Origin of the sequence: Amycolatopsis sp. NPDC051373 (assembly GCF_040689465.1) — a bacterium.
In the GTDB taxonomy this organism is placed as follows: Bacteria; Actinomycetota; Actinomycetes; order Mycobacteriales; family Pseudonocardiaceae; genus Amycolatopsis.
This window is the reverse complement of the sequence record NZ_JBFBAE010000003.1, coordinates 376,514-402,542: the sequence shown is the minus strand read 5'-3', so window position 1 is coordinate 402,542 and position 26,029 is coordinate 376,514. Positions and strand designations below refer to the sequence as shown.

Here is a 26,029-nt window from a genome sequence, read left to right as displayed (position 1 = left end):
AAGGCGAAAACCCGTCGACGGTCCAGGAGGGCCACACACATGACCACCACGGTTGAGCAGAACCTGACTCCGTACGGCGGGGTCGAGGCGAACGCGGACTGGGCGGAGGAGGTGCGCGAGCTCGCTCGTCAGCGCGACGCGGTGCTGCTGGCGCACAACTACCAGGTCCCCGAGATCCAGGACATCGCCGACTTCACCGGCGACTCGCTGGCGCTGAGCCGCATCGCGGCGAGCAGCGACGCGTCCACGATCGTCTTCTGCGGCGTGCACTTCATGGCCGAGACCGCGAAGATCCTGGCGCCGCAGAAGACGGTGCTGATCCCCGACGCACGGGCCGGCTGCTCGCTCGCCGACTCCATCTCCGGCGCCGAGCTGCGGGCCTGGAAGGCCGAGCACCCGGGCGCGGTCGTGGTGTCGTACGTGAACACCACCGCCGAGGTGAAGGCGGAGACCGACATCTGCTGCACGTCGTCGAACGCGGTCGACGTGGTGGCTTCGATCCCCGCTGACCAGGAAGTTCTCTTCCTGCCCGACCAGTTCCTCGGCGCGCACGTGAAGCGCGTGACGGGCCGGCAGAACATGCACATCTGGGCCGGCGAGTGCCACGTCCACGCCGGCATCAACGGGGCCGAGCTGGCCGCGCGGGCCGAAGAGAACCCCGACGCCGACCTGTTCATCCACCCGGAGTGCGGCTGCGCGACATCGGCGCTCTACCTCGCGGGCGAGGGCGCGGTGGCGCCGGAGCGCGTGAAGATCCTGTCCACCGGCGACATGGTGCACGCGGCTCGGGACACGAAGGCTCGCTCGGTGCTGGTGGCGACCGAGATCGGCATGATCCACCAGCTGCGCAAGGCCGCGCCGGAGATCGACTTCCGCGCGGTGAACGACCGGGCGTCCTGCCGGTACATGAAGATGATCACGCCCGCCGCGCTGCTGCGGAGCCTGCGTGAAGGCGCGGACGAGGTCCACGTGGACCTCGAGACCGCCGCCCGGGCGCGGGCTTCGGTGCAGCGGATGATCGAGATCGGGCAGCCCGGCGGCGGCGAATGACCACCCCGGTTAACGCTTCACAGGCGAAAACCCCGGTGTGGGAAGCCCGTGCGGACCTCGTCGTCGTGGGCAGCGGGGTGGCCGGGCTGACGGCCGCGCTGCGGGCGCAGGAGCTCGGGCTGCACGTGCTCGTGGTGACCAAAGCGGCGGTGTCCGACGGCAACACGCGCTGGGCCCAGGGCGGTGTCGCGGTGGTGCTCGAAGGCGAGCACGACCGCGACGACTCGGTCGCGAAGCACGCCGAAGACACTTTCACCGCGGGCGCCGGCCTTTGCGACGAGGACGCGGCGCGGTCGATCCTCGACGGCGGTCCCGCGGCGGTGGAGTGGCTGCGGGCCGGCGGCGCGCAGTTCGACGCCGGCGCCGAAGGCCTGGCGCGCGCTCGCGAGGGTGGCCACAGCGCGTTCCGCGTGATCCACGCGGGCGGCGACGCCACCGGAGCCGAAGTGGAGCGCACGTTGGTGGCGCAAGCCGGCGACCAGCGCGTGCCGGTGCTGCAGCACCACATCGCGGTCGACGCGTTGCTCACGCCCGTGGGTGAGGTGGCGGGTGTGACCGTGCTGGACCGCGATGGCGTGCCCGGCGTGGTGCGGGCCTCGGCTGTGCTGCTGGCGAGCGGCGGGTTCGGCCAGCTCTACCAGGCGACGTCCAACCCGGAGATCGCGACCGGCGACGGGCTCGCCCTTGCCCTGCGGGCCGGCGCGACGGTGGCCGACGTCGAGTTCGTGCAGTTCCACCCCACGGTGCTCTACACGCCGGGGGCGCGTGGGCGGTGCCCGCTCGTCACCGAGGCCGTTCGCGGTGAGGGAGCCACGCTCGTCGACGGGGCCGGCCGGTCGGTGATGGCCGGCGTGCACCCGCTGGGCGACCTGGCGCCGCGCGACGTCGTGTCGGCCGCGATCACGCGGCGGATGGGGCTGGCGCCGGGCGGGGTCGACGACCACGTTTTCCTCGACGCCACCGGCATTTCCGGCTTCGCGAAGCGGTTCCCGACTGTGCACGCGGCGTGCGCGGTGCTGGGGCTCGACCCGGCGGTGGACGCGATTCCGGTGACGCCCGCCGCGCACTTCGCGTGCGGCGGCGTGGTGACCACTGTGGACGGGCGGTCGAGTGTCACCGGGCTGTACGCGGCGGGCGAGGTGGCCCGCACCGGGCTGCACGGGGCCAACCGGCTGGCGTCCAACAGCCTGCTCGAAGGCCTCGTGGTGGGGCACCGCGCGGCGCAGGCAGTGGCCGCCGACCTCGCGGCCGGGCTGTTGCCGGACCCGTCGCGCGGGCGCTTGCCTTCGCGGACGTCGGCGCCGGCGGCCGAGCGCGACGCTTTGCAGCGCGTGATGAGCCGCTACGCCGCGATCGGCCGCGATGCCGACGGCCTGGCGGCAGCCGGTTCCGTGCTGGATCTGTCCACACAGGACAGTCCGTTGTGGACATATGCCGCCGTGGAGGACGCGGCGCTCACCGTGGCGGCGCAGGCGTTGCTCGCCGCGGCGGCGCGGCGCACCGAATCGCGCGGCTGCCACGTGCGGTCCGATTTTCCCGAGCGGGCCGAAGGCTGGCGGCGCAGTCAGCTCATCCGGCTCAGCCCCTCCGGCCAGCCCGTGCTGGCCGACCCGATCGCCCTGGAAGGTGCGGCATGACCGAGTTGTTCCCGTTTTCCGACGCCGTCTCACGCGCCCTCGTGGACGCGGGGCTCGAGGTCGCCGACGTCCGCCGCGTGGTGACCACGGCGCTCGAAGAGGACCTGCGGTACGGCCCGGACGCCACCACGGCGTCGACGGTTCCGGCCGACGCGCGTGCGGTCGCGGAGCTGACCCCGCGTTCGCCGGGTGTCGTGGCCGGGCTGCCCGTGGCGCTGGCGGTGTTCGACGCGGTGCTGGGTTCGGACTACGAGGTGGTGTCCAGCCGGCCCGACGGGTCGTGGGTGGCGGCGGGCGAGCCCGCGCTCGCGGTGCGGGGCACCGTGCGCGGCCTCCTGACGGCCGAGCGGACGGCGCTGAACCTCGTCTGCCGCCTCTCGGGCATCGCGACGGCGACCGCCCGGTGGGTGTCCGAAGTAGAGGGTTCGGGCACGGCGATCCGCGACACCCGCAAGACGACGCCGGGCCTGCGGCTGCTGGAGAAGTACGCCGTGCGTTGCGGTGGCGGCGTGAACCACCGCCTGGGTCTGGGCGACGCCGTGCTGATCAAGGACAACCACGTCGTCGCCGCGGGTTCGGTCACGGCCGCGCTGGCGGCGGCGCGCGAGCACGCGCCGGAGCTGGCGTGCGAGGTGGAGGTCGACAACCTGGCGCAGCTGGAGGAGGCGCTCGCTGCGGGAGCCGACGAGGTGCTGCTGGACAACTTCACGCCGCAGGACTGCGCGAAGGCCGCGGAGCGGCGCAACGCCGTTTCGCCGAAAACGCGGCTGGAATCCTCTGGTGGCCTCACCCTCGACCGTGCTAAGGCCTATGCCGAGTCCGGTGTGGACTACTTCGCGGTCGGCGCGCTCACACACTCCTCGCCCGCGTTGGACCTCGGGATGGACCTGCGCTGAACCTGTTGCCGCGGCGCCCGCTCGACTAGAATCCCGTTGTCGGACAGCGAGATTCTCCGGGAGGGTGCCGCGGTGAGGTGGCCAGCCGTCTTCGCCGTGGCCGGTCTCGTGGCCGTGTCTTCCCTGTCTTCCGCGGGTTTCGCCGGGTCCGCGAGCGCGGTGGGGGCGTGCGCGAACCCGTCCGGCACCTACACCGGCGACGTGTCGTGGGGCCAGCGGCTCGTCGACCCGCAGCGCCTGTGGCCGCTCACTCGCGGAGACGGCCAGGTCGTGGCCGTGATCGGCACCGGCGTCGACGCGCAGAACGGCCAGTTCGCGCCCGGCCAGGTCCTCACCGGCCCCGGCACGGCCCCGTCCGACTGCGACGGCCGTGGCACCATCGCCGCGGGGATCGTCGCCGCGCAGCCTTCGGGGGAAACGACTTTCGTCGGCGTCGCACCGGGCGCGAAGCTTCTGCCGCTGCAGTACGTCGACGCTTCGTCCCACGACGGCGGCGACCCGAGCGCTCTGGCGGGTGCCATGAACACGGCCCTCGACCGGGGCGCGGGGGTTTTGCTGATCGCGGTGCCGGCGCCTTTCGACAGCCCGGCTTTGGCCGCGGCGGTCGCGCGCGCCCATTCCCGTGGCGCCGTCGTGGTCTCCGCCGCGGCCGCCACCCAGCAGGGCGCGCACACCTCTCCCACCGCTTCGTCGGGCGTACTCGCCGTCGGCTCCACAAACCAGGCGGGCGCCCCGGTCCAGACCGAAGCCGGCGACTACCTCGGTGTGGCCGCCCCTGGCGCCGACCTGGTCAGCACCTCGGCCGGCGCGGGCGGCGCCGTCGCGCACCGCTGGCCGGTGACGGACCCGGGCCTGGCCGCCGCGTACGTCGCCGGCGTGGCCGCCCTGGTGGCCGCCGCCCACCCGGACTTCACGGGCGACCAGGTCGTGACGCGCTTGACGCTGACGGCCTCGCGTCCGCCGTCAGGTGGCCACGACCCCCGCCTGGGCTGGGGCGTGGTGGACGCCTATGCCGCCGTCTCGTCGACGCTGCCCGCTTCAGCCGCGGGGCCGGGTGGCTCGATCGCTCCGGTCGCTTTGCCTGCTGTTGTCCCTGCGCCGGCCCCCGCTGACGCCGGTGTGGACATCCCCGCCGCCGCCATCGCCCTCGGCGGGGTCGTCCTGGCCGCCGCCGCGGGCCTCGCCGTCGCCACCGTGCGCCGCGGCCGCCGCCGCTCGTGGCGCGCCTCCCGGTTCGGCTCGTGATTCCCGTGCCTCAAGGCCGCGTCCTGGTGATCGGCTTGGACCCCACGCGGTTCGACGGCTGGGACCCCGCCCCGGTCCAGGCCGCCATCGCGCGCGGCCAGGCCACTTTCGCCACCCACGGCCTGGAGTCCGACCTCTGCCTCGTCGCCCCCGACGACAATCCGTTGTCCGCCATCGAATCCACTCTGACCCGCGCCGACTACGCCTGCGTCGTCATCGGCGGCGGCATCCGCGGCTACGAGCCCCTGCTGGAACTCTTCGAGCAGGTCGTCAACCTCGTCCACCGCCTCGCGCCCGCCGCGGCCATCGCCTTCAACCGCAAACCCGAAGACACCGCCGAAGCGGCCCTGCGCTGGCTGCGCTGACACCTCGGCACGGTCCCGCGGTGGTGCGTGTTTGCCGCCGCGCCACCGGGTTCCGCCGCGTCGATGCCCTCGCCGCCCTCGCCGCCCTCGACGTCGAGGCGGAAGCCGCCCTGCGCTGTTTGCGACAGTTCGGCGGCGTGCCGGGCGGTGAGTCAGGCCGGCACCACGCACCGCGTCGAGCCGATGATCGCCACCCCGCCGCCGGCGCGGGCGACGTGGACGGTGAAGTCGGCGCCGTCGCGGTTGAATCGGGCGATGAGTTCGCGGGGGGTGCTGCGGTCGTGCGCGGACCAGCCCGCGGCTTCCAGCGAGGGCAGCACGGACTCCGCCAGCCGGTGTTCCGCGTCGCCGCAGTGGTCGAGGCGGACGCCGTACTGCCAGCACACCAGGGTGCCCGGGTGGGCGGGGTCGCAGTCGAGCTCGCCGGCGACCGTGGGGGCCACGTCGGGGCCGAAGGTGGCGGCGACGTCGTCGATGACGGCCGTGAGCTCGTGGGCCAGCAGCGAGAGGGTCATCGCTGCACCCCCGGTACCGTCGTGAGCGCGCCGCCGGTGAGGACGCCGTAGATGTTGGTCCGCGGGTCGGAGCCGGGCTTGAGCACGTCGCTGTGGGAGGACAGGCCCCAGAGTTCGTTGCCGGCCGCGTCGTTGCCCGTCGTGAGGTCGGTGACGCCCGGGAACGTGTCGGGGTCGGCACCGTGGCCGATGCCGGTCCACTCGGCGCCCCAGGCATTGCCCTGGGCGAACACGATGGGGTCGAGCGGCGCCGTCATCGAGAAGCGCTGCACGCCCGCCTGGCTCGCGGGCAGGTCGGCCGGGCTCCAGACGCAGTGGCCCATGCCCGCCGACTCGACGTGCAGCACCCGGTCGACGGCCAGGCCTTGGGAATCGGCCAATCCCACGGTCGCGCCGCCGTAGCTGTGGCCGATGGCGGTAATGGTCGCCGCGCCGCCGGTCTGAGTGTCGACCTGGCCGCGCAGCTCGTCGCCGAACGTCTTGAGGCCCGGAGCCATCGCCTGCGCGTAGCTCGCGTCCGGGCCCTCGACCAGGGGGTTCTGCGGGAAGTCGCCGTCGGCCCACACGACCATCGCGGTGCGGCCCGTCGGGTCGGCGGCCACCAGGCTGCGGCCGAGGTCGGCGTAGCCCTGGAAGTTGTCCAGCCGCGTGTTCACGCCCGGCACGAACAGCCCGACGTTGCGCGTCCCCGGCTGGATCGAGCCCACGAGCTCGGCGATCCGGCCGTCAGCCGCGGGGTCGAACCGCAGGATCTGGCGGTTGTTCGCCAGAATGTCTTGGTACAGCGCGATCCTCCGCTGGGAGCGCGCGATGTCGTCAGCGCTGCCGGCCGAAGACCGAAGCTGCTGCAGGTGCGTCTGCTCCGAAGTCAGCGCGTCCGACACCTTGGTGCGGTTCGAAGCGATCGCATTCGCCCACGTCCCGCTCGCCGCCGCCCCGACGGGACCGCTCACCGCCGGCAGGGGATCCTCCGGCAGCAGCGACCGGTACGAAGCCGCCACCTGCTCGTCCGCGCGCCGGTATCCCGCGGCGGACGCGGTGAGCCCGTTCTGCAGCGCCTTCGCGCGCTGCACCTGTCCGTCGATCTTCTCGCCGAACTCGGACAGCGTCTTCTTCAGCGTGGCGGCGCAGTCCGCCGAAGCGGACACCTGGCCGAACGCCGTGGCGGGCACGGAAACCCCCGCCACGGCCTTCTGCGCCGTCTCGAGCGCTCCTGCGCGCCCGGCCAGGCCCGCCGCGGCCGCGTCGAGCTTGGCGGGAGCGACCCGGTAACCCCCGGAGTCCACTGCAGCAGTCACCGAGCCGTCCTCCCGATCAGTAGGTTTCCGGCTCTTCGCCGATCACCGACGGAGCCACGGGCGCCTGCTGGCCCCACACGTTCTCCGTCTCCACGAGCCACGCCGGGATCCGCCGTCCGGAACCCAGGTCACCACCGGCTCCCATACCCATCGGCATCATGGGCATCATCGGCATCGCGCTCTTCGCCGCCGCGCCCGCCGCACCGGCCGCGCCGCCCGCGAGTCCACTGAGGACATTCGACGTGCCGCCGTCGCCCGCGAGGCCGGAGTGCGCCGCCGGGGCGTCGCTGCCACCGGAAAGCCCGCCGCCGCCGGGGATTCCGCCGCCGTCGAGCGCAGGCGCCTCACCGCCGCCGATCGGGAAGCCGCCGCAGGCACCGCCTTCGGTTCCCGCATTCCCACCCAGCTTCGTGCCCGCCGGCTCGTCCTTCTTGTCGTCGGAGTCCTTTCCGGACGCCCACGACGGCACCTTCGGCATGATCGAGCCGAACCGCCCGAACGCCGCCGCCGAAGCCGCCGCGAGACCGGCGGTGAACATGTCGCCGAACAGCGGACTGCCCGAAGTCGCCGGATCCGAGCCCGGAACCCCCGGCGCGCCCGCCACCGAGCCGTCGGCCGGCAGCGGGTGCGAGTCGTCCGGGGTGCCGACGACGACACCCGGGTCGGCCAGGCCGTTGCCGGTCGCACCGCCACCGGACGCGCCGCCGCCGGTCGGGGGAGCGGGCGGCGTGTCGACCGCGTTGGGCGAGACGGGGATCGAGTCCTCGGCGGTGGTGTAGTTCGTGGCCAGGTTGGTCATGACCACGATCGCCTTGGCGTGCGCGGAACCCGCGGCGTTCGCGGCCTGCTGCTGCGCCTCGACGTTGGCGATCGCCTGCTGCCGCTGCTGAGCCGCTGCGGCGAGGGTGGCCGGCGACGAATCCGGCGGCAGCAACGGCGGGTTCACGGCCAGCGCGACCTCGCCGGGCGAGACGTCGGGCACCGAGACCGGCGGCGGCATCTCGGCCTTGGCCTTCACGAGCGCGTCGGCCGCGTCCTCGAGCATGTGCTGCATGTCCTGCGCGGTCTGCGCGACCTTGCGGATGCCGCCGACGAGGTCGGTGATCATGTGCGAGTACTGGTCAGCCGCGCCGCCGGTCCACTCGCCCGAGAAGTCCGACAGCTCCTTCGACAGGTTCTCGGCCTGCTCGTGCAGCCCGATCGCGGTGGAGTTCCACTGGTCGGCCGCGGTCTGCGCGCTGCTGGGGTCACCGGCCTGCAGCATCGCGTACAGCTGCTGGTGCGTGTACGCGGCGAAGTTGGTGTGCGCCCCGCTCATGCGTCCGTCCCCCCGGAGTTGTTCGAGCCGGTGTTGGTCGAAGTACCGGCCCCGAGGCCCAGCAGCGAAAGCAGCGGATCGAGCAGCCCGGCCTCGCTGCCGGACTGGTGCAGGTCGCCGGCCACCGACTGGTCGGCGTGGGCGTAACCGTCGGCGACGGTGGTGGTCACGTCCTGCGCGAACGTGATCGCGCTGCGGACCTGTTCGAGCAGCCCCCGCATCTCGGCGACGGCGGCGCGGTGGGCGTCGACGAGCGAGCCGGCTTCCCCGAACTCCCCGAACAGCAGCGGGTGCTCGCCGAGCGTGCTGAGGAAGTCGTTGGGCTTGGACATCGCGTGGATCTGGGTTTCCAGTTCCCGCACGAAGTCCTTCAGCGATTCGAGGTGAACGTAGTACGACTGGTCGTGCATCGGTCCCGACCCTCTCGTGCATTACGGACGCTGGAAAGCCGGTCGGCCGGTGCGAGCGGGGGGTTTCCCGCACCGGCCGACCGACGTCGGGAGCGGATCAGGCGAACAGACCCTGGTTGCGGTTCTCCAGCTGCGACTGCAGGTCGTGGGCGTCGCCCACCTTGCCGCCGAACTGCGCGATGATCGCGACGATGTCAGCGGTGGCCTGCCGCAGCCGCGTTTCGGCCTGGCGGGCGGCCTCACCGGCGGAGCTGCCGGAGGCGTACCACGTCGCCGTGATCGGCTGGAGGTTCTGGTGCAGCTGCTCGAGCTGCGAGGTCAGTGCCTTGGCCTTGGCGGCCAGCGACGCCGAGCTGTACTGCAGCGCGGCGAAGTTGATTTCGACGACGTCAGCCATTTTGCCGGTCCTCTCCGTGACTCAAAGGTTGAGGCGAGGGATCACCGAAGCGCCCTCGAGGTTGTGGCCGACGCTCTGGAAGCTCTGGTGCACGTCCGAGTCGCCGGTGTTGTAGTTCGTGTGGCTCGTGTGCACGAGCTGCGACATGGTGTCGAGCTCCTTCACCGCGGCCTGCATCTTCTCCTGGAGCCGGCGCTGCAGGTCCCAGAACGCCACGGCCTGGTCGCCCTTGTAGTTGCGCAGAGTCTCGGTGAGCTCCGACTCCAAGCTGGCCATGGTCGTCTTCGCGTTCGACGCGGTTTCCTCGAAGCCCTGGACGGCGCGCGTCATCGCAGCGGAATCTGCCTGGAATCCCGGACTGGACATGACGGGCCACCTCCTTCCCTCTCGCGGAAGATCCCGGTGCGCGAGAGGCTTGCCCCTGCCCGCGCGTTGTGAATGTCACGCTAGAAAACCCGGAGGTGCGGTCAAACGGCACAACTGCCGGTCGCGTTGACGGCACTATTACCTACACGGGGTGGGGCGCTCCCCACCTCAGGGACGGGGGCGGTCTCCAGTGCCCTCCGCCGGCGCCCGCGCAACCCTGGTGACCATGAATTCAGGGGGAATGGTCAAGGAGCGGCCGCACCGGCCGCACCGGCCGCTCGTGGTGCTCGCGGGGGCGATGGCGCTGCTGTTTGTGGTGTCGGCACTGGGACTGCTGTTCGATGATCGCACGCTCGTCAACGCGCCACTGTGGGCGAAACCGTTCAAGTTCGCGGTGTCGGTGGGGATGTACGCGCTGACGCTCGCGTGGCTGCTCACGCTGCTGCGGCGCGGCCGGCGGGCCGGGTGGTGGATCGGCACGGTGTTCGCCGTCGGCATCGGCACGGACATGGCCTTGCTGGTGTGGCAGGTCGTGGTCCGCGACCGGACGCTCCACTTCAACCACGCGACACCGTCCGACGTCACGATCAACAACTTCGTCGCGACCGGCGCCTTCACAGCGTGGGGCGCGACGGCCGCCGTGGTCGTGCTGCTGCTGTTCCAGAAGCTGCCGGACCGCGCTCTGGCGTCGGCGCTGCGGTGGGGGACGACGCTGGCGGTCGTGGGGATGGGCTTGGCGTTGCTGATGTTCTCGCCGACACCGGCGCAGCAGGCGATGAAGGCGGCGGGGGAGCGGCCGCCGACGATCGGCGGGCACACGGTCGGTCTGGCGGACGGCGGGCCGGGGCTGCCCGTGCTCGGCTGGAGCACCGTCGGCGGGGACCTGCGGATCCCGCACTTCGTCGGCATCCACGCGATCCAGGCGCTGCCGCTGATCGCGCTGGGCCTGGCGGCGCTCACGCGGCGGTATCCGGTGCTGTCGTCCGACCTCGTGCGCCGGCGGCTGGTGTGGACCGCGGTCGTCGGCTACGCGGGCGTGCTCGCTTTGGTGACGTGGCAGGCTTTGCGCGGCCAGTCGATCGTCCGGCCGGACTTCTGGACGCTGTCCGCGGCGGCGGGGCTGATCGTGGTGGTGGCGGCGGGAGTGGCGCTTTCGCTGCGATCACCGAGAGTGCACGCTCTGACGGAATTCTGAGATCTTTCGGGTAGGGATGGTCCTGCGTTTTCCGGATCGGACAAAGGACGGTGCGATGGTCTTTCCGCAGGCGGTGCTGGACGCGCTCGGTTCGCAGCCGGACGCGGTGGCGTTCGAGCACGGGCCGCGGAAGGTCACGCGGGGTGAGGCGCGCGACCTGATCGGCCGCTTCGTCGCAGCCCTGCGGGGCGCGGGCGTCTCGCGCGGTGACGGCGTCGGGGTCGCCACCGCCGTGACGCCCGAGGGGTGGGCCGCGCAGATCGCCGCGCAGACGCTGGGGTGCCGCACCGTCGGCATCCGGGCGGGCCTGCCGGTCGCGCACCTGCGGACGGTGGTGGGCGACCTGGCGGCGGTCGTCGTCGACGAGGCCTCTGAGACGCCGGAACTGCGCGCCACGGCGGCGGGGGCGAAGATCCTGCGGGTGGGGCCGGAGTTGTTGTCGGTGTTCGAGGAGCCCGTGCCGGCCGGGCGGCCGTCCGACATCGGCTGGGTGGTGTTCACCAGCGGCAGCACGGGGTTGCCGAAGGGCGTGGCGTACAGCTTCGAAGCGTTGACGGCGCAAGGGATCGAGCAACGTCCTGAGGAGACGCCCGCGGATCTGGCCGCGAGGTACCGGCGTTTCCTGCTGTTCGGCACCTTGACAAGCGCGGTGATGATCACGCACCTGCGCTCGTGCCTCCTGGCCGGCGGGACGGTGGTGATCCCTTCCGAGCTGCCCGACTTCCCGTGGATCCTGCCCCGGCTGGACATCACGGCGGCTCTGACGACGGTGCCGCGGCTGTACAAGATCCTCGACGTGCTGCGGACTTCGTCGGTGGATGTCAGTTCCGTGCGGATGCTGGTGGTGGCCGGCTCACCCGTCGCTCCGGGCCTGATGGCGGAGGCTTTTTCCCGCGTGGGGCCCGGAATGCAGCAGGCATATGGGCAGACCGAGGTGGGCAAGCTGACCGTGCTGACACCGGCCGACGTCGCCGCGTTCCCGGACGCCCTGGGCTCCGCGGGCCGCCCGTGCGCGGGCGTCGAGATCTCCGTGCGCGACTCCTCGGGGACTGACGTCGAGGCCGGCGCTTCGGGCGAGATCTTCGTCCGGTCGCCCGGCCAGTTCTCGGGCTACTGGGGCAATCCTTCCCAGACCGCCGACGTCCTGCGCGACGGCTGGGTCCGCACCCAGGACATCGGCCACGTCGACGCTGCCGGCTTCCTCCACCTGACGGGCCGCACCCGCGACGTCGTGATCGTCAACGCGGTCATCCACTACACCGGCCCGATCGAACGCGCCCTCGCCTCGCACGCCGACGTGGACCAGGCCTACGTCGTGGCGGCTCCCGACCCTTCCACCGGCGAGGCGGCGCATGCGTTTGTGGTCCCGGCACCGGGTCGTGTCCCTGACGTGGCCGCTCTGCGCGGCCTGGTCGCGTCTTCTCTGGGCGAAGCCGCCGTACCGTCGACGGTGACCGTGATCGACGCGGTCCCTGTGGCGGCCTCGGGAAAGCCGGACAAGCAGGCGCTGCTGGGAATGCTGGGCTGACGGCTACTTCGCGGGGCCGGAGGCCGCCTGCAGGGCCGCTACGTCGGCGAGGTCGTGGGGCCGCGGTTCGTAGCCCTCGTGGAACTTCAGTTGCTGCGCTGCCGACAGGCACGGCACGGTGATGCTGCCGATCGTCCCCGTGACGAAGCAGCCGGCCGGGTAGTGGAAGAGGCCGCCGGTGGAGTCGGCCTCTTGGGTGGCCGAGCCGTCGTCGGTGAAGTGCAGCGGGTGCAGGTCGAGAGAAGCGCCGTCGGGGCGGGTGAGGACGAAGCGCACCGGGCGGAAGTCCTCGGACTCGATGAAGTCGTTCAGCACCGCGAGAACCGTGGGCTCCTGCTCGACCCGGTGCAGCAGGTCGAGATCCGAATGCACGCGGGTTTCGCGGCCCAGCAAGGCATCGACACCCCAGCCACCGGCGACCCAGACGTGACAGCCGGCGGTCTGCAGACGGGACAGGACGTCCACGGCGATCTCGGCGGTGAGCACGGGATCGAGTGTGCCGAACCGGCCCGGCCGGCGCATCGCAATAACGAGCCGCCCGACGCGGCGGGCGGCTCGTTACTGCAACGGAGTCAGACGCCCGCGGTCTGCTTGATCCAGTCGCGGCTCGCGGCGACGCTGGCGTAGTTCTGGGTGCCGTTCTTGTCGCTGCCGGAGTTCTCGCCGGTGGAGCACACACCGACCTGCACGCCGTCGGCGAGCTGGGGGCCGCCGGAGTCGCCGTGCCAGGAGGCGCCCGTGACGCCCTCGCTGGTGATGGCCGTGCCGTTGAACGCGTCGGTGCCCTGGCCCGTGACCTTGACGTCCGCGGTCTTCAGCGTGTCCGACGGCGGGTTGTTGCCCTCGGTGCGGCCCCAGCCGTAGATCTGGTTGGTGGCACCGGTTTCCGGGTCGGCGTTGCCGAGTTTCACGAACGTCGCGTCCACCGCGGACGACAGGTGCAGCAGCGCGATGTCCCCGTCGGGCGAGGCCTTCTGCTGGTCCACGGCCGCCTCGGTGCCCTGGCCGAGCGCGACGTTGCCGACCTTCACATGCATGCCGGGGGCGTTCAGGCAGTGCTGCGCGGTGAGCACCCATTGCGCCGCGATGATCGTGCCGGAGCACTCGAAACCACCGAAGTCCGTGGCGTCGTCCCAGAAAACCTGCGCACCCCACGGCGCCGAGCCCACCGTCTCCCCGCCGATGATCCGTGGCCCGGCCGCGCTCGCCGCCCCCACGGACACGACGCCGAACACCGCGGCCGCCCCGGCCACCACGGCCACTGCCTTCGCGAAACGCATGTAAGCCCCTCTGGGTCGATGAAATTATTTCACCAACGTAGGAGGCATGTGGAAACTTGATAACCTACTTCAGTCGGGTCTCGGACCGACGGAAGTAGGGTTGCGCGACCAGGAAATAGTGTCCATTGTGGACACTGTGGCCGAGGTCCTTGCGGAGGTGTGGCCCACGACACATTTCCGCGTTGTCGTATCGCGCCTACGGTGACTCGGGCGCGGGTGCGGCCGGTGCGGTGGCGGGGGTGTTCGTCGCGCTGCTGGCGGGGATGTCGATCCTGCCGCCGCACGGCGTTTTCTCCTTGTCGGCCGGTCCGTTGGCCGCCGGTTTGGCCGCGGTGACGGTGTACGGCGTGCTGGCCGCGGTGTCGGTGGCCGACCGGCTGCCGATTTTCGTGGCCATCACGGGTTCGGCCGGTCTCGGTGCGTTGACGACCGGTGTGGTGTTGCTGTCCGGGGTGAAGCCGGTTGCCGCGGCGGCTGTCGCGGCGGTCTTGGCGACGGCGCTGGCGGCCGTGGCGCCGATGCTCGCGCTGCGCCTGGGCCGGTTGCCGCTGCCGCGAGTGCCGGACGACATGGAATCGTTCCGGGCCAACGAACAGCCGTCCCTCGGCGCGGAGGTCATCGGCCGGACCACGTATGCGCAGATGTTGCTGACGGCGTTGCTCGTGGCTCTGGGTCTCGTCGTGCTGGCTTCGGCGGTGAAGCTCGCCGTTTCGGGCGGGCCGTGGGAGGCGGGGCTGGCGGCTTTGGTGGGCGTGGCCTGGGTGCAGCGTTCGCGTTCGTACGCGGGCCGGTGGCAACGCCTGGTGCTGGCCGGGTTCGGCGTGGTCACAGTGCTCACGGCCGGCGCGTGGCTGATCGCGACCGACAACCGCATGCTGCTTCTCGCTGCTGGCGCGGCTTTGCTGATCGCCGCTGTGGTCTGCCTGGTGTACGCGACGCGGGTGGCGAAGGGTGTGCGGTCGCCGTATTGGTCGCGGTTGCTGGACGTGTCCGAGTTCCTGGTCCTGCTGGCGCTGGTGCCGTTCGTCGGGATGATCGCGGGGGTGTACGAAGCCGTGCGCGGCTAGGTTGTCGCGGTCACGAAGTGGGTGCGGCCGGGAACGACGCCTCCGGGCTGGGGGTGGAGGCGTCCGTGGTTGGCGTCCGCTGCGCCGGGCGCGGTGATCTGCCCTGCGGTCCAGCCGCCGGCTTGGAACAGTGCGGCAGGGTCGTCGGAGCCGAACGGTGGTGGAAAACCCTTGGCAGCGCACCATTTTCGGTAGGGCTGCATCGCGGGGGAGTCGAGGCCGGTGGTGCCGGAGACGTCGGCGGCGAAGCGGCTGCCCGGCGCGCACAACTGTGCCGCGGTCTTCAGCAGCGTGATGATCTGGTCTTCGGCGAAGTAGAAGAACAGCCCCTCGGCGAGCCACAGGGCTCCCGCGCCGGGTTGGTAGCCCGCGTCGAGCAGAGGTGTAGCCCAGTCGGTGGTGAGGTCGGCCGCGACGGTGTGGCGCCGGCACCTCGCGGTTGCCGGCGCGAGGACGAGTTCCTTGGTGGCGAAGACTTCCGCACGGTCCACTTCGTACCAGTCGAGCGTGGCCGGCAGGTCCAGCCGGTACGGGCGGGTGTCGAGGCCCGCGCCCAGCAGCACGACCTGCCTGACGTCCCGTGCTGCTGTGGCCAGGTCGTCGAACCAGCGGACGCGGACGGGGAGGTACGGGTTTTCGCCGCCGGTGGCGCGTTCGGAGGCGGCCATCGTCGCGAAGCCGCGCTCTCCGGCCAGTTCCCGGGCGAAGGGGTCGTCGAAGAGCCGGTCCGCGCGCTCGGACTCCCGAGCGCGGGCGGCGGCGATCCAGAAGGCACTGCCCACGGTCATGGCGCCAACCTACCTAGGCCCACCAGGTGGCCGAGCCGACCGTCGTGAAGCCGAGGGAGTCGTAGAGCGGTTTGCCGGGTTTGGCGGCGGTGAGGGTGACGGTTCGTCCGTCCACTTCGGACAGTACGGTGTGCATGAGGGCGCGGCCGACGCCGCGGGAACGATGAGCCGGCAGGGTCGTGACCCGGTAGAGGCCGACGGCCGCGCCGTCGTCGATGACGAGGCAGGCGCCGGCGGGTTCGTCATCGCGGGTCACGAGCCAGGTGGTGACGCCGTCGCGCGCCAGCAGGGCGGGCGGGAAGACCTCGCCGCGGACGTAGGGCTGGTGGCGTTCGAGCGGGAAGCCGTGGACGACCACGTTTTCCACCGTCGCGAGCAGGTCCGGGGTGTCGACCCGCAAGGCGCCGAGCTCGCCGAAGCCGGGGCCGGTGCGGGTCATCACGGGCAGCTGCCGCGAGGTGAGGCCCAGCGGCGACATGTCGACAATGTCGTACGCGTCTTCGACCAGGACTGTCGGCGCGTTCTTGGCCAGCTCGGTGAGCTCGGCGACGTCGTCGGGGCTCGGGGACGCGGTCCGCAGCACGATCCGCGTGCCGCTGCGATCGCTGCCGTGCACGCAGACGAACCCGGGCCGCGAGGTCACGGCGTGGCCGCGGCTTTCGGCGACGATCGTCCAGAAGGCGGCCGCGTTCGCCACCGCGAGGTCCAGCGTCATGCGCTCGACCCTAACCGGCCGGTGGCCCTCTCAGAAGGGCCGATCCGGCCACCGAACGGAGTGCCAATCGGGCTGGCGGACTTGAGCGTCCGAAGCACCGGAGCCGTCTCGCAGGTGCGGATGCCGTCGATCGCGCCGAGACGTTGCGTGAGGTAACGGTGCAGGTCGGACGAGTCGGTGCACAGGGCGTGGGCGAGCAGGTTGGTGGGACCGGTCGTCGCGGCGACGACCGCGAGCTCGCGGTGCCGGGCGAGCGTGGTGCCCACTGCGTCGAGATCCGCCGGCGCGACGGCCATCCACAGCAGTGCCTGCGTGGTGGCGCCGAAGAGGCCCGCGTCGATCTCGACGTCGAAGAACAACGCGCCGGCCGCCCGCAGGTCCGCGAGCCGCCGGGCGACGACGGCGGGGGAGCGGCCGGTGGCGGCCGACAGCTCGGCCTGGCCGAGTCGGCCGTCTTGGCCGAGTGCGGTGAACAGCGGCGCGTCGGCTTCGGTGAGCTCCACCGGTCCGGGGCTGACTTCCTGGGTCAGCCGCGCTCGCTGTTCGGCGGTGAGTCCGTCGACTCGGCCTTGCCACGCGGACGGGCCGCCGAGGTAGGTGTGCAGCATCCGGTGCGCGGAGACGCCGGTGATGCCCGCCGTGCGCGGGATGTCGCGCAGCAGCAGGGAATGGTCTCGGTCGGTCGGCGTGACGACGACCGTGCAGATCTCGGTGCCGCCGCCGGCGAGCTTCACCCACGTCGTGTCCGTGCGGCGCACCAGAGCCGTGGCGACGCGCTGGGCCACGCCGGGCACGACGGTCAGCCGCACGAGCCACTGCGCCTGCCCGGTGCGGTGCGGGTCGGCGAGCCCGACCACGCGCAGGCCCGCCTCCGCGCGCAGCCGCCGGTAGCGGCGCGCGACGGTCTGCGTCGAGACACCCAGCACCGCGCCGATCCGGGCGAACGGCGCGCGGCCGTCGAGCTGGAGGGCGTGGACGAGAGCGCGGTCGAGGTCGTCGAGCATGGAGTTATTCTGCGCCGGATCGGGTGTCGGTGGAATCTTTGTCCACAAATCGGTTTGTGGCTGGAACGTTGTCCCGATCTTTCGCAAGCTCGACGGCATGCCGAACCACCACCGCTGGGCCGCGCTCACCGTCCTGCTCGTCGCCGAGGCGATGAACCTGCTCGACGCGACGATCGTCCAGGTCGCCGCACCCGCGATCCACGCCGAGCTGGGCGGCCCGGCGACCACGATCTCCTGGTACAGCGCGGCGTACACACTGCCGTTCGCCTTGCTGCTCGTCACCGGCGGCCGCCTCGGCGACATCGCGGGCCGGCGCCGGGTGTTCCGGATCGGCGTGGCGGTGTTCACGCTGGCGTCGGCGGCGTGCGCGCTCGCGCCTTCGCCGGTGTCGCTGCTGGTGTTCCGTGCGATCCAGGGCGCCGCGGCCGCGCTGGTGATCCCGCAGACGATCGGCCTCATCCGCGCGATGTTCGACGGCCCGGACCGCGCCAAGGCGCTCGGCGCGATCGGTCCCGTGATGGGCCTCGCCGCCGTGTGCGGCCCGGTCCTCGGCGGCGTCCTCACGCAGGTCTGGTCGTGGCGCGCGGTGTTCCTGGTGACGGTGCCGCTGGGGCTCGCGGTGTTCGCGGCCGCGGCGCTGCTGCTCGAAGACCGGGCTTCGGCGCGGCCGCGCCTGGACCTCGTCGGCACCGCACTCGTCGCGGCGGGTGCGGGCCTGGTCGTCCACCCGCTCGTGGCCGGCTGGCACGTCGGAATCTTCGCGGGTGGCTTGGTGCTGCTCGTGGTGTTCGGCTTTCACCAGCGCCGGCGCCGCGACCGCAGCCCCCTCATCGAAGCCGACCTCTTCCGCGACGCGGGTTTCCCCGCCGCGCTGCTCACTTCCGTGCTGTTCTTCGCGGTGATGAACGGCCTCATGCAGGTCGCCGTGCTCCACCTCCAGGTCGCCGAACACGCCGGCCCCGGCACAGCCGGTCTGACGCTGCTGCCCTGGTCGGCCGGCCTCGCGGTGTCCTCGTGGGTGGCCGGCACCTACCTCGTGCCCCGTTTCGGAGGCCGGTTGTTGTTCGCCGGCCTCGCCCTCCTGGCGGCTGGCGTGGCGGGCCTGGCGGCGGCGTTCGCGGCCGGTTGGTCACCGCTCGTGCCCCTCGCCGTCGGCGGCTTGGGGATCGGGCTGTTCACAGTGCCGTTCTTCACCGTGGCCCTGCTCCGTGTGCGGCCCGAGGAAACGGGTTCGGCCGCCGGGAAATCCCTTGCACCGCTGGCGTTTCCGCACCCGACCGGGCCCCCACGCGCAGGGTCACGTCGATGCGCTCGCGGCCGCCCGGGGTGCGGCGCAGGGTGGCGGACGTGGCGGTGAACGCGGCTTCCGGGACGGAGAGGCCGAGGATGCGGGGCAGGTCGCGTGTCGAGCGGGGGCGGTAGCAGGACTGGGTGGCGCCGGCCCAGGACCAGGCGCGCCAGCCGTCGCCGTCGGTTTCCAGGGGTACCGGTGAAGCGGGGACGCCGAGGGCGACGCGCAGTTCCGCGGTCAGCTCGCCGGCTTCGAGCACAGTGGACGGATAGCCCGCCTCGGCCAGCGCGACCATCAGGCTCAGCGCCGCGCTGGCCGTGCTGCGCGGCGCGCCGAGCTCGCCGCCGCCGCGGGCGAGGGCGGCGATGGGGGCGTCTTCGGGGCGGTAGCGGACGGCGAGCCAGCGCGCGCGGTAGACCTGCGCGCCGCGGGGCACGGCCCAGGTGAGCAGCTGCACGGCGGCGAGCGGGATGTCGGTGCCGTGGAAGGACTTGCGCAGGATGGCGAGCAGCGCCTCGGCCGGCGGCTCGCTCGCGCCGGGCGTCAGGCGGACGATGGCGCTCCAGTCGCCGTCGACCTCGGCGACGCCAAGAGGCGCGAAGGGCAGGGGGCCGAAGCAGCGTGTGGACGCAGCGGGACCAGATCCAGGCCTACCAGTTCCTCCGGCGCAGGCTCGTCTCCGCGCTCGTGGCCGCCGACGCCAACCACCCCGTCTCGCCCAGTCGCCGGCTCGTGGCCGGCACGGTGCTGGGCCTGGCCGCCGCGCTGCTGGTGACGGCCGTGTTCGGCGTGATCGGCCTGCTCAACCCCTCGGGCGGCAAAGACCGGCTGGCCGGCGGGCACGTGATCGTCGAGGAGGGTACGGGCGCGCGGTTCGTGCTCGGCGCCGACGGGGCGGTGCACCCGGTGCTCAACTACGCCTCGGCCCGCCTCCTCGCGGGCGGCAACGGCGACGCGACGGCGTCCGTGTCCTCCACCGACCTCGGCGCCGCCCCGCGCGGCACGGAGATCGGCATCTCGGGCGCCCCGGACTCGCTGCCGGCCACGACCGCGCTCGTCTCGGCGCCGTGGACCAGCTGCAGCCGCACGACGCAGGACGCGCCCGCGTCGGCCGAACCCCTCGTGGCGGTGGTGCTCGGCGCTCCGGCCGCGGGGACTGAGCTGCCGCGTGGCTCGGGCGTGATCGTCCGGCTGCCCGCGGGCCAGCGCTACCTCGTCGCCGACGGGCGCCGCTACCAGCTCAGCGACGAAGCCGCGGCCGCGCTGCAGTTCGACAGCTACCCGACCATCGCCGTGTCGTCGCGGTGGATCGACACCGTGCCCGCCGGACGCGACCTCGGCGAGATCGCCGTGCCCGGCGCCGGCGGCCCCGGTCCGCGCGTCGGCGGCGTGAACACCCGCGTGGGCGAGGTCCTCGCCGTGGTCGACGCGATGGCCGGCGCCGGCGACGCCGCCTCGTACTACCTCGTGCACTCCGCCGGCCTCGAGCCCGTCGGCCAGACGGAGGCGAGCCTGCTCGTCACCACGCCCGACAACGAGCCCGCGTACGAGGGCAACCCGGCGCCGGTGCGCGTACGCGCGGCCGACGTCGCCGCGGTGCCGAAGGCCGCGGCTTCCCGCGCCGGCGGCGCGGACCCGGCCGCCTACCCGGACCGGATCCCCGGCAAGGCGCCGATCACCGGCTCGTCGGTGACGTTGTGCGCGCAGGGCGGACGGATCTTCGTCTCCGCCGACGTGCCGGTGCCGCCGGGCGGGCGCGCGCTGCCCGTCACGACACGGCGCGACGCCCGCGTGGCCGACGAGGTGTACGTGCCGCCCTCGGGTGGCGCCGTCGTTTCCGACACCGGTTCCGGCACGACCTACCTGGTCACGGACCTGGGGAGAAAATATCCGGTCGCGACCGCCCCGGCGCTCGCCTCGCTCGGTTACGGTTCCGTGGCCAGGCAAGCGCTCGCGAGCGGTCTCCTGGCACTGGTGCCGACGGGACCCGCGCTGGATCCGCGCTGGATCCGGCCACGGCCGGGCAGCCGGTGCCGTCGGGTGGAACGGGATGAGCGAGTCGGTGCACATGACAGAAGAACGGCCACGCGCCGAAGAGACGCAGTCCGCCCGGATCCGGGTGGCGGTGATCGAAGACCACCCGCTGTACCGGCGGTCGGTGGAGCGCGTGCTCGCCGAGTCGCCGGACGTCGAGCTGGGGGCGGTCGTCGACTCCGTCGCGCGCTTCCACGTGGAACGCCAGCCGCCGGGCTCGGTCGTGCTGCTCGACCTCGGGCTGCCGGGTGTCGCGGGCGCGGCCGCCGTGCTGGAGGTGTGCGAGCTCGGGCACCACGTGCTCGTGGTCTCGGCGCAGGCCGAGTCGGAGCAGGTGCTCGCCGCGATCTCCGCCGGGGCCAAGGGGTTTCTGTCCAAGGACGTGGACGTCGACGAGCTGCTGACCGCCATCCGCGCGGTGGCCGAGGGCGGCTCGTACGTGTCGGCTGTGGTCGCCGGGATGATCATCAAGGACAACACCGAGCGCCCGGTGACGCGGCCGGAAATGGAGCTCTCGCCCCGCGAGGAGCAGGTGCTGCGCTTGGTCGCGGCGGGCGAGCGGGACATCGACATCGCCGCCATTCTCGACATCGGTGTCCGCACCGTGCGCGGCTACCTCGACCGTATCCGCGACAAGACGGGCGAACGCCGCCGGCCGGGCCTGGTGAAGGAAGCCATCCGGCGGGGCCTGGTGGGCGGCGCGGGAAGGACATCGTGAGATGACGGACGCTGGGGGAGGCGCCGAGGCCGGGGCAGACCGGATCCGCGTCGGCGTGATCGAAGACCACCCGCTCTACCGCGACGCCGTCGCCCGGGTCTTGAACGAAGCCCCGGACATCGAGCTCGGCGCCGTCGCCGACTCGGTCGCCCGCTTCGCCGTGCAGGAGCAACCGCCGGGCAGCGTCGTCGTCCTGGATCTGAAACTGCGCGGCGTCCAGGACGCGGCCGCCGTGCTCGAGGTCGGCCACATGGGCCACAAGGTCCTCGTCGTCTCCGCCCACGCCGAACAGCCCGAGGTCCTCGGCGCCATGCAGGCGGGCGCCAAGGGCTTCCTGTCCAAGGACGTCGACGGCGACGAGCTCCTGCGCGCCATCCGCACCATCGCCCAGGACAACGCCTACGTCTCGCCCACCCTGGCCGGCATGATCATCCAGGACAGCGAAGACCGCCACGCGGGCCCCAAGATCGTCCTGTCGGAACGCGAAAGGCAAGTCCTGCGCCTCGTCGCCGCCGGCGAACGCGACGTCGACGTGGCCGAGATCCTGAACATCAGCGTCCGCACCGTGCGCTCCTACCTGGACCGCATCCGCGACAAAACGGGCGAACGCCGCCGCGCGGGCTTCGTGAGAGTCGCCATCCGCGAAGGCCTGCTCCGCTAACCCTCCCGGCTGCGGCATTGGTTGCGCTCAACGCACCGAACGCCACATTGGGGCGCCTTGACCACCCCACCCACCGCCACCCGCCTGCCAGACTCATCACGCACCCAGGCCACGCGCGACCCTCCCCACCGCCGCCCACCCACGCGACCGAACCTGCACCCAGCCCCTCCCGGCTCACCGGCCGTCAACACAATCCAGCTTCGGGGTGCACGCTGCGCGTACAAGAGCACGCCTGACGCAACACGCCCTGCGAGGACCGAGACCCGATCCTCACAACAGCTCCCTTGACCATCCTCACCGCAACACGCCCTGCGAAGGACCTCTAAAGCCTCCGATTAGCCAACGCCCCAGTAGCCCCTCGAGCCTTCCCCGCCACCGCCGGATCCAACTCCACCACAACCACCTCCGGCGCGTCCCCCAGCTCCGCCAGCACCCGCCCGAACCCATCCGCCACCACCGAATGCCCGATCCCCGTCGGCGCCTTCGGATTCACCTCGATCCCGGAAGCAGCAGGATCCGCCTGCCCACACCCCACGACCCAGCACCCGGAATCCAACGCCCGCGCCCGCACCAGCACCCGCCACTGGTCCAACTTCCCGTCACCGGCACCCCAGGACGTCGGGACCAGCACGATGTCCGCCCCGTCATCCGCCAGCCGCCGGAAGAGCTCCGGGAACCGCATGTCGTAACAGGTGGCCACCCCGAACACTGTGCCCTCGACCTCGAACGTCACCGGGGTGTCACCGGGCGCCACAGTGTCCGACTCCGCGAACCCGAACGCGTCGTACAGGTGGATCTTGTCGTACGACGACCGCACCCCCAGCCCCGTGATCAGCAGCGTGTTCCGCACCCGTCCGTCCTCGGCCGGCGTGAACATCCCCACCACCACCAGCACCCCGTGCTCCTCGGCGATCGCCGACACCGCCGTCGCCCACGGCCCGTCCAACGGCTGCGCGACCGGCGCCAGCGGCCGCCCGAAGCGCGCCATCGTGGCTTCCGGGAACACCACGATCCGGGCACCGTCCGCCACCGCGGCCTCGACGCCGGAGCGAACCAGTTTCAGGTTGTCCTCCGGATCGTCGCCCGAGTTCAGCTGGCACAACGCGATCCGCGGCACGGCGTTCTCCCTCATCGTGGGACGGCAAGTCACCACCGAGTATCCCTGCCCGGACGCCGAGAGCCACCTCGTACCCTGGTCACCATGCTGAACCGCACCGACCTGCGCGGGCAGGTCCCGACCGCCGCCGAACTGCGCGCCGCTCTGCCGCGCGCCGAATACGACGTGGACGCGGCGCTGCATCACGTTCGGCCGGTGGTGGAGGCGGTCCGCGACCGCGGTGTGGAGGCCGTCCTCGAGTACACCGAGCAGTTCGACAAGGTCCGCCCGGCGACTGTGCGCGTGCCCGTGGGCGAGCTCACCCAGGCCCTCGAAGCGCTGGACCCGCAGGTCCGCGCCGCGCTCGAGGAATCGATCAGCCGCGCCCGCAAGGTGCACGCCGACCAGCGCCGCCAGGATGTGACCACGCAGGTGGTCCCCGGTGGCACGGTCACCGAGCGCTGGGTGCCGGTGGAGCGCGTCGGGCTGTACGCGCCGGGCGGGCTGGCCGTGTACCCGTCCACCGTGGTCATGAACGTCGTCCCGGCGCAGCTCGCGGGCGTGCGCTCGCTGGTGGTCTGCTCGCCCCCGCAGGCGGCCTTCGGCGGCCTGCCGCACCCGACGATCCTGGCGGCCGCCGCGCTGCTGGGCGTCGACGAGGTGTGGGCCGTCGGCGGCGCGCAGGCCGTGGCGCTGCTCGCGTACGGCGGCACGGACACCGACGGCGCCGAGCTCGCCCCGGTGGACATCGTCACCGGGCCGGGCAACATCTACCTCACCGCCGCCAAGCGCCTCGTGCGCGGCGTGATCGGCATCGACTCCGAGGCCGGGCCCACCGAGATCGCGATCCTCGCCGACGAGACGGCCGACCCGGTACACGTGGCGGCCGACCTGATCAGCCAGGCCGAACACGACCCGCTCGCCGCGAGCGTCCTGGTCACCACGTCGGAGGAGCTCGCCGACGCCGTGGACAAGCAGCTCGCCGAGCGCGTCGCGGCCACCAAGCACAGCGAACGCGTCGGGCAGGCGCTGGGCGGCAAGCAGTCCGGCATCATCTTGGTGTCCACTGTGGACGACGGCCTGCGCGTGGTCGACGCCTACGCCGCCGAGCACCTCGAGGTCCAGACCGCCCACGCCCGGGAGGTCGCCGGCCGCGTGCGCAACGCGGGCGCGGTGTTCGTCGGGGCCTACGCACCGGTGTCGCTCGGCGACTACTGCGCCGGCTCCAACCACGTGCTGCCCACCGGCGGCTTCGCACGGCACTCCTCCGGCCTGTCGGTGCAGAGCTTCCTCAAGGGCATCCACGTGGTCGACTACAGCGAGGACGCGCTGCGCGAGGTCGCCGGCCGCGTCGTCGCGCTGGCCGACGCCGAGGACCTGCCCGCCCACGGTGAGGCCGTGACCGCGCGGTTCGCGGGGGAGGGCCGATGACCGAGGCGACCCCGGCCGTGCCCGGCGCCGAGGTGACCCTCGACGCCCTGCCGTTGCGCGAGGACCTGCGCGGCAAGAGCCCCTACGGCGCACCGCAGCTCGACGTGCCCGTGCGGCTCAACACCAACGAGAACCCGTACCCGCCGCCGCCCGAGCTGGTGGCCGACGTGGCCGAGGCCGTGCGCGCCGAAGCCGCTTCGCTGCACCGCTACCCGGACCGCGACGCCGTCGCGCTGCGCACCGAGCTCGCCGACTACCTCACGGTGTCGACGCGCGTGGTGCTGTCGGAGGCGAACGTGTGGGCCGCCAACGGGTCCAACGAGATCCTGCAGCAGATCCTGCAGGCCTTCGGCGGGCCGGGCCGCAGCGCGCTCGGCTTCGAGCCGTCGTACTCGATGCACCCGATCATCTCCTCCGGCACACGCACGGAGTGGGTGCCGGTGCCGCGGCGGCCCGACTTCACGCTCGACACCGCGCGCGCCGCCGAACTGGTGGCCGAGCGGCGGCCGGACATCGTGTTCGTGACGAGCCCGAACAACCCCACCGGCGGGTCGATCCCGCTGGAGCAACTGCGCGGTGTCCTCGAAGCCGCGCCGGGCATCGTCGTGGTGGACGAGGCGTACGCCGAGTTCTCCTCGCAGCCCAGCGCGGTCGAGCTGATCGCCGAGTACCCGGCGAAGCTGATCGTCTCGCGCACCATGAGCAAGGCATTCGCCTTCGCCGGCGGACGGCTGGGGTACCTCGCGGCCGCGCCGGCCATCGTGGACGCGCTTCAGCTCGTGCGCCTGCCGTACCACCTGTCCCGGCTCACGCAGGCCGCCGCTCGCGCCGCACTGCGCCACGCCGACGCCACGCTCGCCACCGTCCACAAGCTCTCCGCCGAACGCGACCGCGTGGTGGAAGCCTTGCTGGGTCTCGGGTTCACCCCGGTGCCGAGCGACGCGAACTTCGTCCTCTTCGGACAGTTCGCCGACGCGAAGGCGAGCTGGCAGTCCTATCTGGACCACGGCGTGCTGATCCGCGACGTCGGTATCGAAGGCCACCTGCGCGTGACCATCGGCACTCCGGAAGAGAACGACGCGTTCCTCGAGGCGAGTAAGGAAGTACCGCGATGACCCGCATCGGCAAGGTGGAACGCACGACCAAGGAGTCGTCGATCCTGGTCCAGCTCGACCTCGACGGCTCCGGCCAGGTCGAGATCTCCACCGGCGTGCCGTTCTACGACCACATGCTCACGGCGTTCGGCGTGCACGGCTCGCTGGACCTCAAGGTCGAGGCCACCGGCGACATCCACATCGACGCGCACCACACCGTCGAAGACACCGCCATCGTCCTGGGCCAGGCCCTGCGCCAGGCCCTGGGCGACAAGAGCGGCATCCGCCGCTTCGGCGACGCGTGGATCCCCATGGACGAAACCCTGGCCCACGCGGCGATCGACGTCTCGGGTCGGCCGTACTGCGTGCACGTGGGCGAGCCGGAGCAGTTCAACACGTTCACGATCGGCAACAACTACCCGTTCGTGCTCACGCGCCACGTGTTCGATTCGCTGTCGTTCCACGCGCAGATCGCGCTGCACGTGCGCGTGATCCACGGCCGCGACCCGCACCACATCGCGGAGGCGGAGTACAAGGCCGTCGCGCGGGCTCTGCGCGCTGCCACGGAACCCGACCCGCGCGCGGGCGGGATCCCGTCCACGAAGGGCGTGCTCTAGGAAAAGCTCCCCC

At 72.2% G+C, this 26,029-nt stretch carries 25 protein-coding genes and 3 pseudogenes; 15 read left to right on the top strand and 13 right to left on the bottom strand.

The window, feature by feature from the left end; translation table 11 throughout:
• Window positions 1–33: 33 nt before the first annotated feature.
• The 5 genes and pseudogenes from nadA to AB0383_RS07960 all read left to right on the top strand — a co-directional run.
• Window positions 34–1,050: pseudogene (gene nadA / locus AB0383_RS07980) on the top strand (quinolinate synthase NadA); the annotation flags it as partial.
• A complete protein-coding gene (locus tag AB0383_RS07975) occupies window positions 1,047–2,687 on the top strand; it encodes an L-aspartate oxidase (RefSeq protein ID WP_366185937.1) in 1,641 nt (546 codons plus the stop codon). The pseudogene nadA and the gene AB0383_RS07975, both read left to right, overlap by 4 nt.
• Window positions 2,684–3,583 carry a carboxylating nicotinate-nucleotide diphosphorylase gene (gene nadC / locus AB0383_RS07970; RefSeq protein ID WP_366185935.1) on the top strand — a complete coding sequence of 300 codons (900 nt, stop codon included), beginning with the start codon at window positions 2,684–2,686 and terminating at the stop codon, window positions 3,581–3,583. Before AB0383_RS07975 ends, nadC begins: the two co-directional genes overlap by 4 nt.
• A gap of 72 nt (window positions 3,584–3,655) precedes the next feature.
• Window positions 3,656–4,828: a S8 family serine peptidase gene (locus AB0383_RS07965; RefSeq protein WP_366185933.1), complete on the top strand. Its 1,173-nt coding sequence runs from the start codon at window positions 3,656–3,658 to the stop codon at window positions 4,826–4,828.
• The gene (locus AB0383_RS07960; protein WP_366185931.1) at window positions 4,825–5,193 is read left to right on the top strand and encodes a hypothetical protein; all 369 of its coding nucleotides are present in this window, start codon (window positions 4,825–4,827) and stop codon (window positions 5,191–5,193) included. The genes AB0383_RS07965 and AB0383_RS07960 overlap by 4 nt, the downstream gene beginning before the upstream one ends.
• A 152-nt stretch (window positions 5,194–5,345) precedes the next feature.
• Here AB0383_RS07960 and AB0383_RS07955 read toward each other — a convergent pair whose 3' ends face one another.
• The 6 genes from AB0383_RS07955 to AB0383_RS07930 form a co-directional block, all read right to left on the bottom strand.
• Entirely contained in the window at window positions 5,346–5,708 is a 363-nt protein-coding gene (locus AB0383_RS07955; protein ID WP_366185929.1) for a hypothetical protein, read from the bottom strand.
• The gene (locus AB0383_RS07950; protein WP_366185927.1) at window positions 5,705–7,006 is read right to left on the bottom strand and encodes an alpha/beta hydrolase; all 1,302 of its coding nucleotides are present in this window, start codon (window positions 7,004–7,006) and stop codon (window positions 5,705–5,707) included. Before AB0383_RS07950 ends, AB0383_RS07955 begins: the two co-directional genes overlap by 4 nt.
• Before the next feature lie 16 nt (window positions 7,007–7,022).
• Complete coding sequence (locus AB0383_RS07945; protein WP_366185925.1) at window positions 7,023–8,324, bottom strand: WXG100 family type VII secretion target; 1,302 nt, start codon at window positions 8,322–8,324, stop codon at window positions 7,023–7,025.
• On the bottom strand, window positions 8,321–8,734 hold the full coding sequence (locus AB0383_RS07940; RefSeq protein ID WP_366185923.1) for a hypothetical protein: 414 nt from the start codon (window positions 8,732–8,734) through the stop codon (window positions 8,321–8,323). Before AB0383_RS07940 ends, AB0383_RS07945 begins: the two co-directional genes overlap by 4 nt.
• A 97-nt stretch (window positions 8,735–8,831) precedes the next feature.
• Complete coding sequence (locus AB0383_RS07935; RefSeq protein WP_285969303.1) at window positions 8,832–9,131, bottom strand: hypothetical protein; 300 nt, start codon at window positions 9,129–9,131, stop codon at window positions 8,832–8,834.
• Between the two features lie 21 nt (window positions 9,132–9,152).
• Window positions 9,153–9,497: a WXG100 family type VII secretion target gene (locus AB0383_RS07930; protein WP_326569543.1), complete on the bottom strand. Its 345-nt coding sequence runs from the start codon at window positions 9,495–9,497 to the stop codon at window positions 9,153–9,155.
• A 226-nt stretch (window positions 9,498–9,723) separates the two neighbouring features.
• On the opposite strand from AB0383_RS07930, the gene AB0383_RS07925 reads away from it, so the two are divergent.
• Together AB0383_RS07925 and AB0383_RS07920 are read left to right on the top strand one after the other, a co-directional pair.
• The gene (locus AB0383_RS07925; protein ID WP_366185920.1) at window positions 9,724–10,692 is read left to right on the top strand and encodes a hypothetical protein; all 969 of its coding nucleotides are present in this window, start codon (window positions 9,724–9,726) and stop codon (window positions 10,690–10,692) included.
• Window positions 10,693–10,747: 55 nt separating this feature from the next.
• Window positions 10,748–12,220: a long-chain fatty acid--CoA ligase gene (locus tag AB0383_RS07920; RefSeq protein WP_366185918.1), complete on the top strand. Its 1,473-nt coding sequence runs from the start codon at window positions 10,748–10,750 to the stop codon at window positions 12,218–12,220.
• Between the two features lie 3 nt (window positions 12,221–12,223).
• Here the strand turns inward: AB0383_RS07920 and AB0383_RS07915 are convergent, their stop codons facing one another.
• Together AB0383_RS07915 and AB0383_RS07910 are read right to left on the bottom strand one after the other, a co-directional pair.
• Window positions 12,224–12,706: a hypothetical protein gene (locus AB0383_RS07915; RefSeq protein WP_366185916.1), complete on the bottom strand. Its 483-nt coding sequence runs from the start codon at window positions 12,704–12,706 to the stop codon at window positions 12,224–12,226.
• 86 nt (window positions 12,707–12,792) lie between these two features.
• Window positions 12,793–13,500, bottom strand: coding sequence for a trypsin-like serine protease (locus tag AB0383_RS07910; RefSeq protein ID WP_364179506.1), 708 nt, complete (start codon window positions 13,498–13,500; stop codon window positions 12,793–12,795).
• 182 nt (window positions 13,501–13,682) lie between these two features.
• Here AB0383_RS07910 and eccD point away from each other — a divergent pair, with 182 nt between their 5' ends.
• Entirely contained in the window at window positions 13,683–14,567 is an 885-nt protein-coding gene (eccD, locus tag AB0383_RS07905) for a type VII secretion integral membrane protein EccD (protein ID WP_366185914.1), read from the top strand.
• Here eccD and AB0383_RS07900 read toward each other — a convergent pair.
• The 3 genes from AB0383_RS07900 to AB0383_RS07890 are packed head-to-tail and all read right to left on the bottom strand — an operon-like array spanning window position 14,564 to window position 17,074.
• Window positions 14,564–15,355 carry an SAM-dependent methyltransferase gene (locus AB0383_RS07900; RefSeq protein ID WP_366185912.1) on the bottom strand — a complete coding sequence of 264 codons (792 nt, stop codon included), beginning with the start codon at window positions 15,353–15,355 and terminating at the stop codon, window positions 14,564–14,566. The two genes, eccD and AB0383_RS07900, sit on opposite strands and share 4 nt — an antisense overlap.
• A gap of 13 nt (window positions 15,356–15,368) precedes the next feature.
• The gene (locus AB0383_RS07895; RefSeq protein WP_366185910.1) at window positions 15,369–16,070 is read right to left on the bottom strand and encodes a GNAT family N-acetyltransferase; all 702 of its coding nucleotides are present in this window, start codon (window positions 16,068–16,070) and stop codon (window positions 15,369–15,371) included.
• Window positions 16,067–17,074: an AsnC family transcriptional regulator gene (locus tag AB0383_RS07890; RefSeq protein ID WP_366185908.1), complete on the bottom strand. Its 1,008-nt coding sequence runs from the start codon at window positions 17,072–17,074 to the stop codon at window positions 16,067–16,069. Before AB0383_RS07890 ends, AB0383_RS07895 begins: the two co-directional genes overlap by 4 nt.
• A 97-nt stretch (window positions 17,075–17,171) precedes the next feature.
• On the opposite strand from AB0383_RS07890, the gene AB0383_RS07885 reads away from it, so the two are divergent.
• Entirely contained in the window at window positions 17,172–18,431 is a 1,260-nt protein-coding gene (locus AB0383_RS07885) for an MFS transporter (RefSeq protein WP_366185906.1), read from the top strand.
• Here the strand turns inward: AB0383_RS07885 and AB0383_RS07880 are convergent.
• Window positions 18,340–18,954, bottom strand: a pseudogene (locus AB0383_RS07880) (type VII secretion protein EccE); the annotation flags it as partial. The gene AB0383_RS07885 and the pseudogene AB0383_RS07880 sit on opposite strands and share 92 nt — an antisense overlap.
• Before the next feature lie 32 nt (window positions 18,955–18,986).
• On the opposite strand from AB0383_RS07880, the pseudogene eccB reads away from it, so the two are divergent.
• The 3 genes and pseudogenes from eccB to AB0383_RS07865 all read left to right on the top strand — a co-directional run.
• Window positions 18,987–20,306 (top strand): annotated as a pseudogene (gene eccB / locus AB0383_RS07875) (type VII secretion protein EccB); the annotation flags it as partial.
• A gap of 109 nt (window positions 20,307–20,415) precedes the next feature.
• Window positions 20,416–21,117 carry a response regulator transcription factor gene (locus AB0383_RS07870; protein WP_364179483.1) on the top strand — a complete coding sequence of 234 codons (702 nt, stop codon included), beginning with the start codon at window positions 20,416–20,418 and terminating at the stop codon, window positions 21,115–21,117.
• 1 nt (window position 21,118) lies between these two features.
• Window positions 21,119–21,778 (top strand): response regulator transcription factor, encoded by a 660-nt coding sequence (locus AB0383_RS07865; RefSeq protein ID WP_364179481.1) that lies wholly within the window; start codon window positions 21,119–21,121, stop codon window positions 21,776–21,778.
• Between the two features lie 322 nt (window positions 21,779–22,100).
• Here the strand turns inward: AB0383_RS07865 and AB0383_RS07860 are convergent, their stop codons facing one another.
• Window positions 22,101–22,895 carry a carbon-nitrogen hydrolase family protein gene (locus AB0383_RS07860; RefSeq protein ID WP_366186020.1) on the bottom strand — a complete coding sequence of 265 codons (795 nt, stop codon included), beginning with the start codon at window positions 22,893–22,895 and terminating at the stop codon, window positions 22,101–22,103.
• Window positions 22,896–22,979: 84 nt separating this feature from the next.
• Between AB0383_RS07860 and hisD the strand changes: the two genes are divergently transcribed.
• Genes hisD through hisB form a run of 3 tightly spaced genes read left to right on the top strand, consistent with a single transcriptional unit; the run spans window position 22,980 to window position 26,016 of the window.
• The gene (gene hisD, locus AB0383_RS07855) at window positions 22,980–24,305 is read left to right on the top strand and encodes a histidinol dehydrogenase (protein ID WP_364179479.1); all 1,326 of its coding nucleotides are present in this window, start codon (window positions 22,980–22,982) and stop codon (window positions 24,303–24,305) included.
• A complete protein-coding gene (locus AB0383_RS07850; protein ID WP_364179477.1) occupies window positions 24,302–25,420 on the top strand; it encodes a histidinol-phosphate transaminase in 1,119 nt (372 codons plus the stop codon). Before hisD ends, AB0383_RS07850 begins: the two co-directional genes overlap by 4 nt.
• The gene (gene hisB / locus AB0383_RS07845; RefSeq protein ID WP_360605878.1) at window positions 25,417–26,016 is read left to right on the top strand and encodes an imidazoleglycerol-phosphate dehydratase HisB; all 600 of its coding nucleotides are present in this window, start codon (window positions 25,417–25,419) and stop codon (window positions 26,014–26,016) included. Before AB0383_RS07850 ends, hisB begins: the two co-directional genes overlap by 4 nt.
• The last annotated feature ends 13 nt before the right edge of the window (window positions 26,017–26,029 follow it).

What these genes read in the sequence shown, in the direction of transcription:
- nadC (WP_366185935.1), top strand. Translation starts at nt 2,684, where the DNA reads ATGACCGAGTTGTTCCCGTTTTCCGACGCCGTCTCACGCGCCCTCGTG.
- AB0383_RS07870 (WP_364179483.1), top strand. Translation starts at nt 20,416, where the DNA reads ATGAGCGAGTCGGTGCACATGACAGAAGAACGGCCACGCGCCGAAGAG.
- hisD (WP_364179479.1), top strand. Translation starts at nt 22,980, where the DNA reads ATGCTGAACCGCACCGACCTGCGCGGGCAGGTCCCGACCGCCGCCGAA.
- AB0383_RS07885 (WP_366185906.1), top strand. Translation starts at nt 17,172, where the DNA reads ATGCCGAACCACCACCGCTGGGCCGCGCTCACCGTCCTGCTCGTCGCC.
- AB0383_RS07910 (WP_364179506.1), bottom strand. Translation starts at nt 13,500, where the DNA reads ATGCGTTTCGCGAAGGCAGTGGCCGTGGTGGCCGGGGCGGCCGCGGTG.
- AB0383_RS07925 (WP_366185920.1), top strand. Translation starts at nt 9,724, where the DNA reads ATGAATTCAGGGGGAATGGTCAAGGAGCGGCCGCACCGGCCGCACCGG.
- AB0383_RS07955 (WP_366185929.1), bottom strand. Translation starts at nt 5,708, where the DNA reads ATGACCCTCTCGCTGCTGGCCCACGAGCTCACGGCCGTCATCGACGAC.
- hisB (WP_360605878.1), top strand. Translation starts at nt 25,417, where the DNA reads ATGACCCGCATCGGCAAGGTGGAACGCACGACCAAGGAGTCGTCGATC.
- AB0383_RS07920 (WP_366185918.1), top strand. Translation starts at nt 10,748, where the DNA reads ATGGTCTTTCCGCAGGCGGTGCTGGACGCGCTCGGTTCGCAGCCGGAC.
- AB0383_RS07895 (WP_366185910.1), bottom strand. Translation starts at nt 16,070, where the DNA reads ATGACGCTGGACCTCGCGGTGGCGAACGCGGCCGCCTTCTGGACGATC.
- AB0383_RS07900 (WP_366185912.1), bottom strand. Translation starts at nt 15,355, where the DNA reads ATGACCGTGGGCAGTGCCTTCTGGATCGCCGCCGCCCGCGCTCGGGAG.
- AB0383_RS07940 (WP_366185923.1), bottom strand. Translation starts at nt 8,734, where the DNA reads ATGCACGACCAGTCGTACTACGTTCACCTCGAATCGCTGAAGGACTTC.
- AB0383_RS07945 (WP_366185925.1), bottom strand. Translation starts at nt 8,324, where the DNA reads ATGAGCGGGGCGCACACCAACTTCGCCGCGTACACGCACCAGCAGCTG.
- AB0383_RS07850 (WP_364179477.1), top strand. Translation starts at nt 24,302, where the DNA reads ATGACCGAGGCGACCCCGGCCGTGCCCGGCGCCGAGGTGACCCTCGAC.
- AB0383_RS07975 (WP_366185937.1), top strand. Translation starts at nt 1,047, where the DNA reads ATGACCACCCCGGTTAACGCTTCACAGGCGAAAACCCCGGTGTGGGAA.
- AB0383_RS07865 (WP_364179481.1), top strand. Translation starts at nt 21,119, where the DNA reads ATGACGGACGCTGGGGGAGGCGCCGAGGCCGGGGCAGACCGGATCCGC.
- AB0383_RS07890 (WP_366185908.1), bottom strand. Translation starts at nt 17,074, where the DNA reads ATGCTCGACGACCTCGACCGCGCTCTCGTCCACGCCCTCCAGCTCGAC.
- AB0383_RS07930 (WP_326569543.1), bottom strand. Translation starts at nt 9,497, where the DNA reads ATGTCCAGTCCGGGATTCCAGGCAGATTCCGCTGCGATGACGCGCGCC.
- AB0383_RS07935 (WP_285969303.1), bottom strand. Translation starts at nt 9,131, where the DNA reads ATGGCTGACGTCGTCGAAATCAACTTCGCCGCGCTGCAGTACAGCTCG.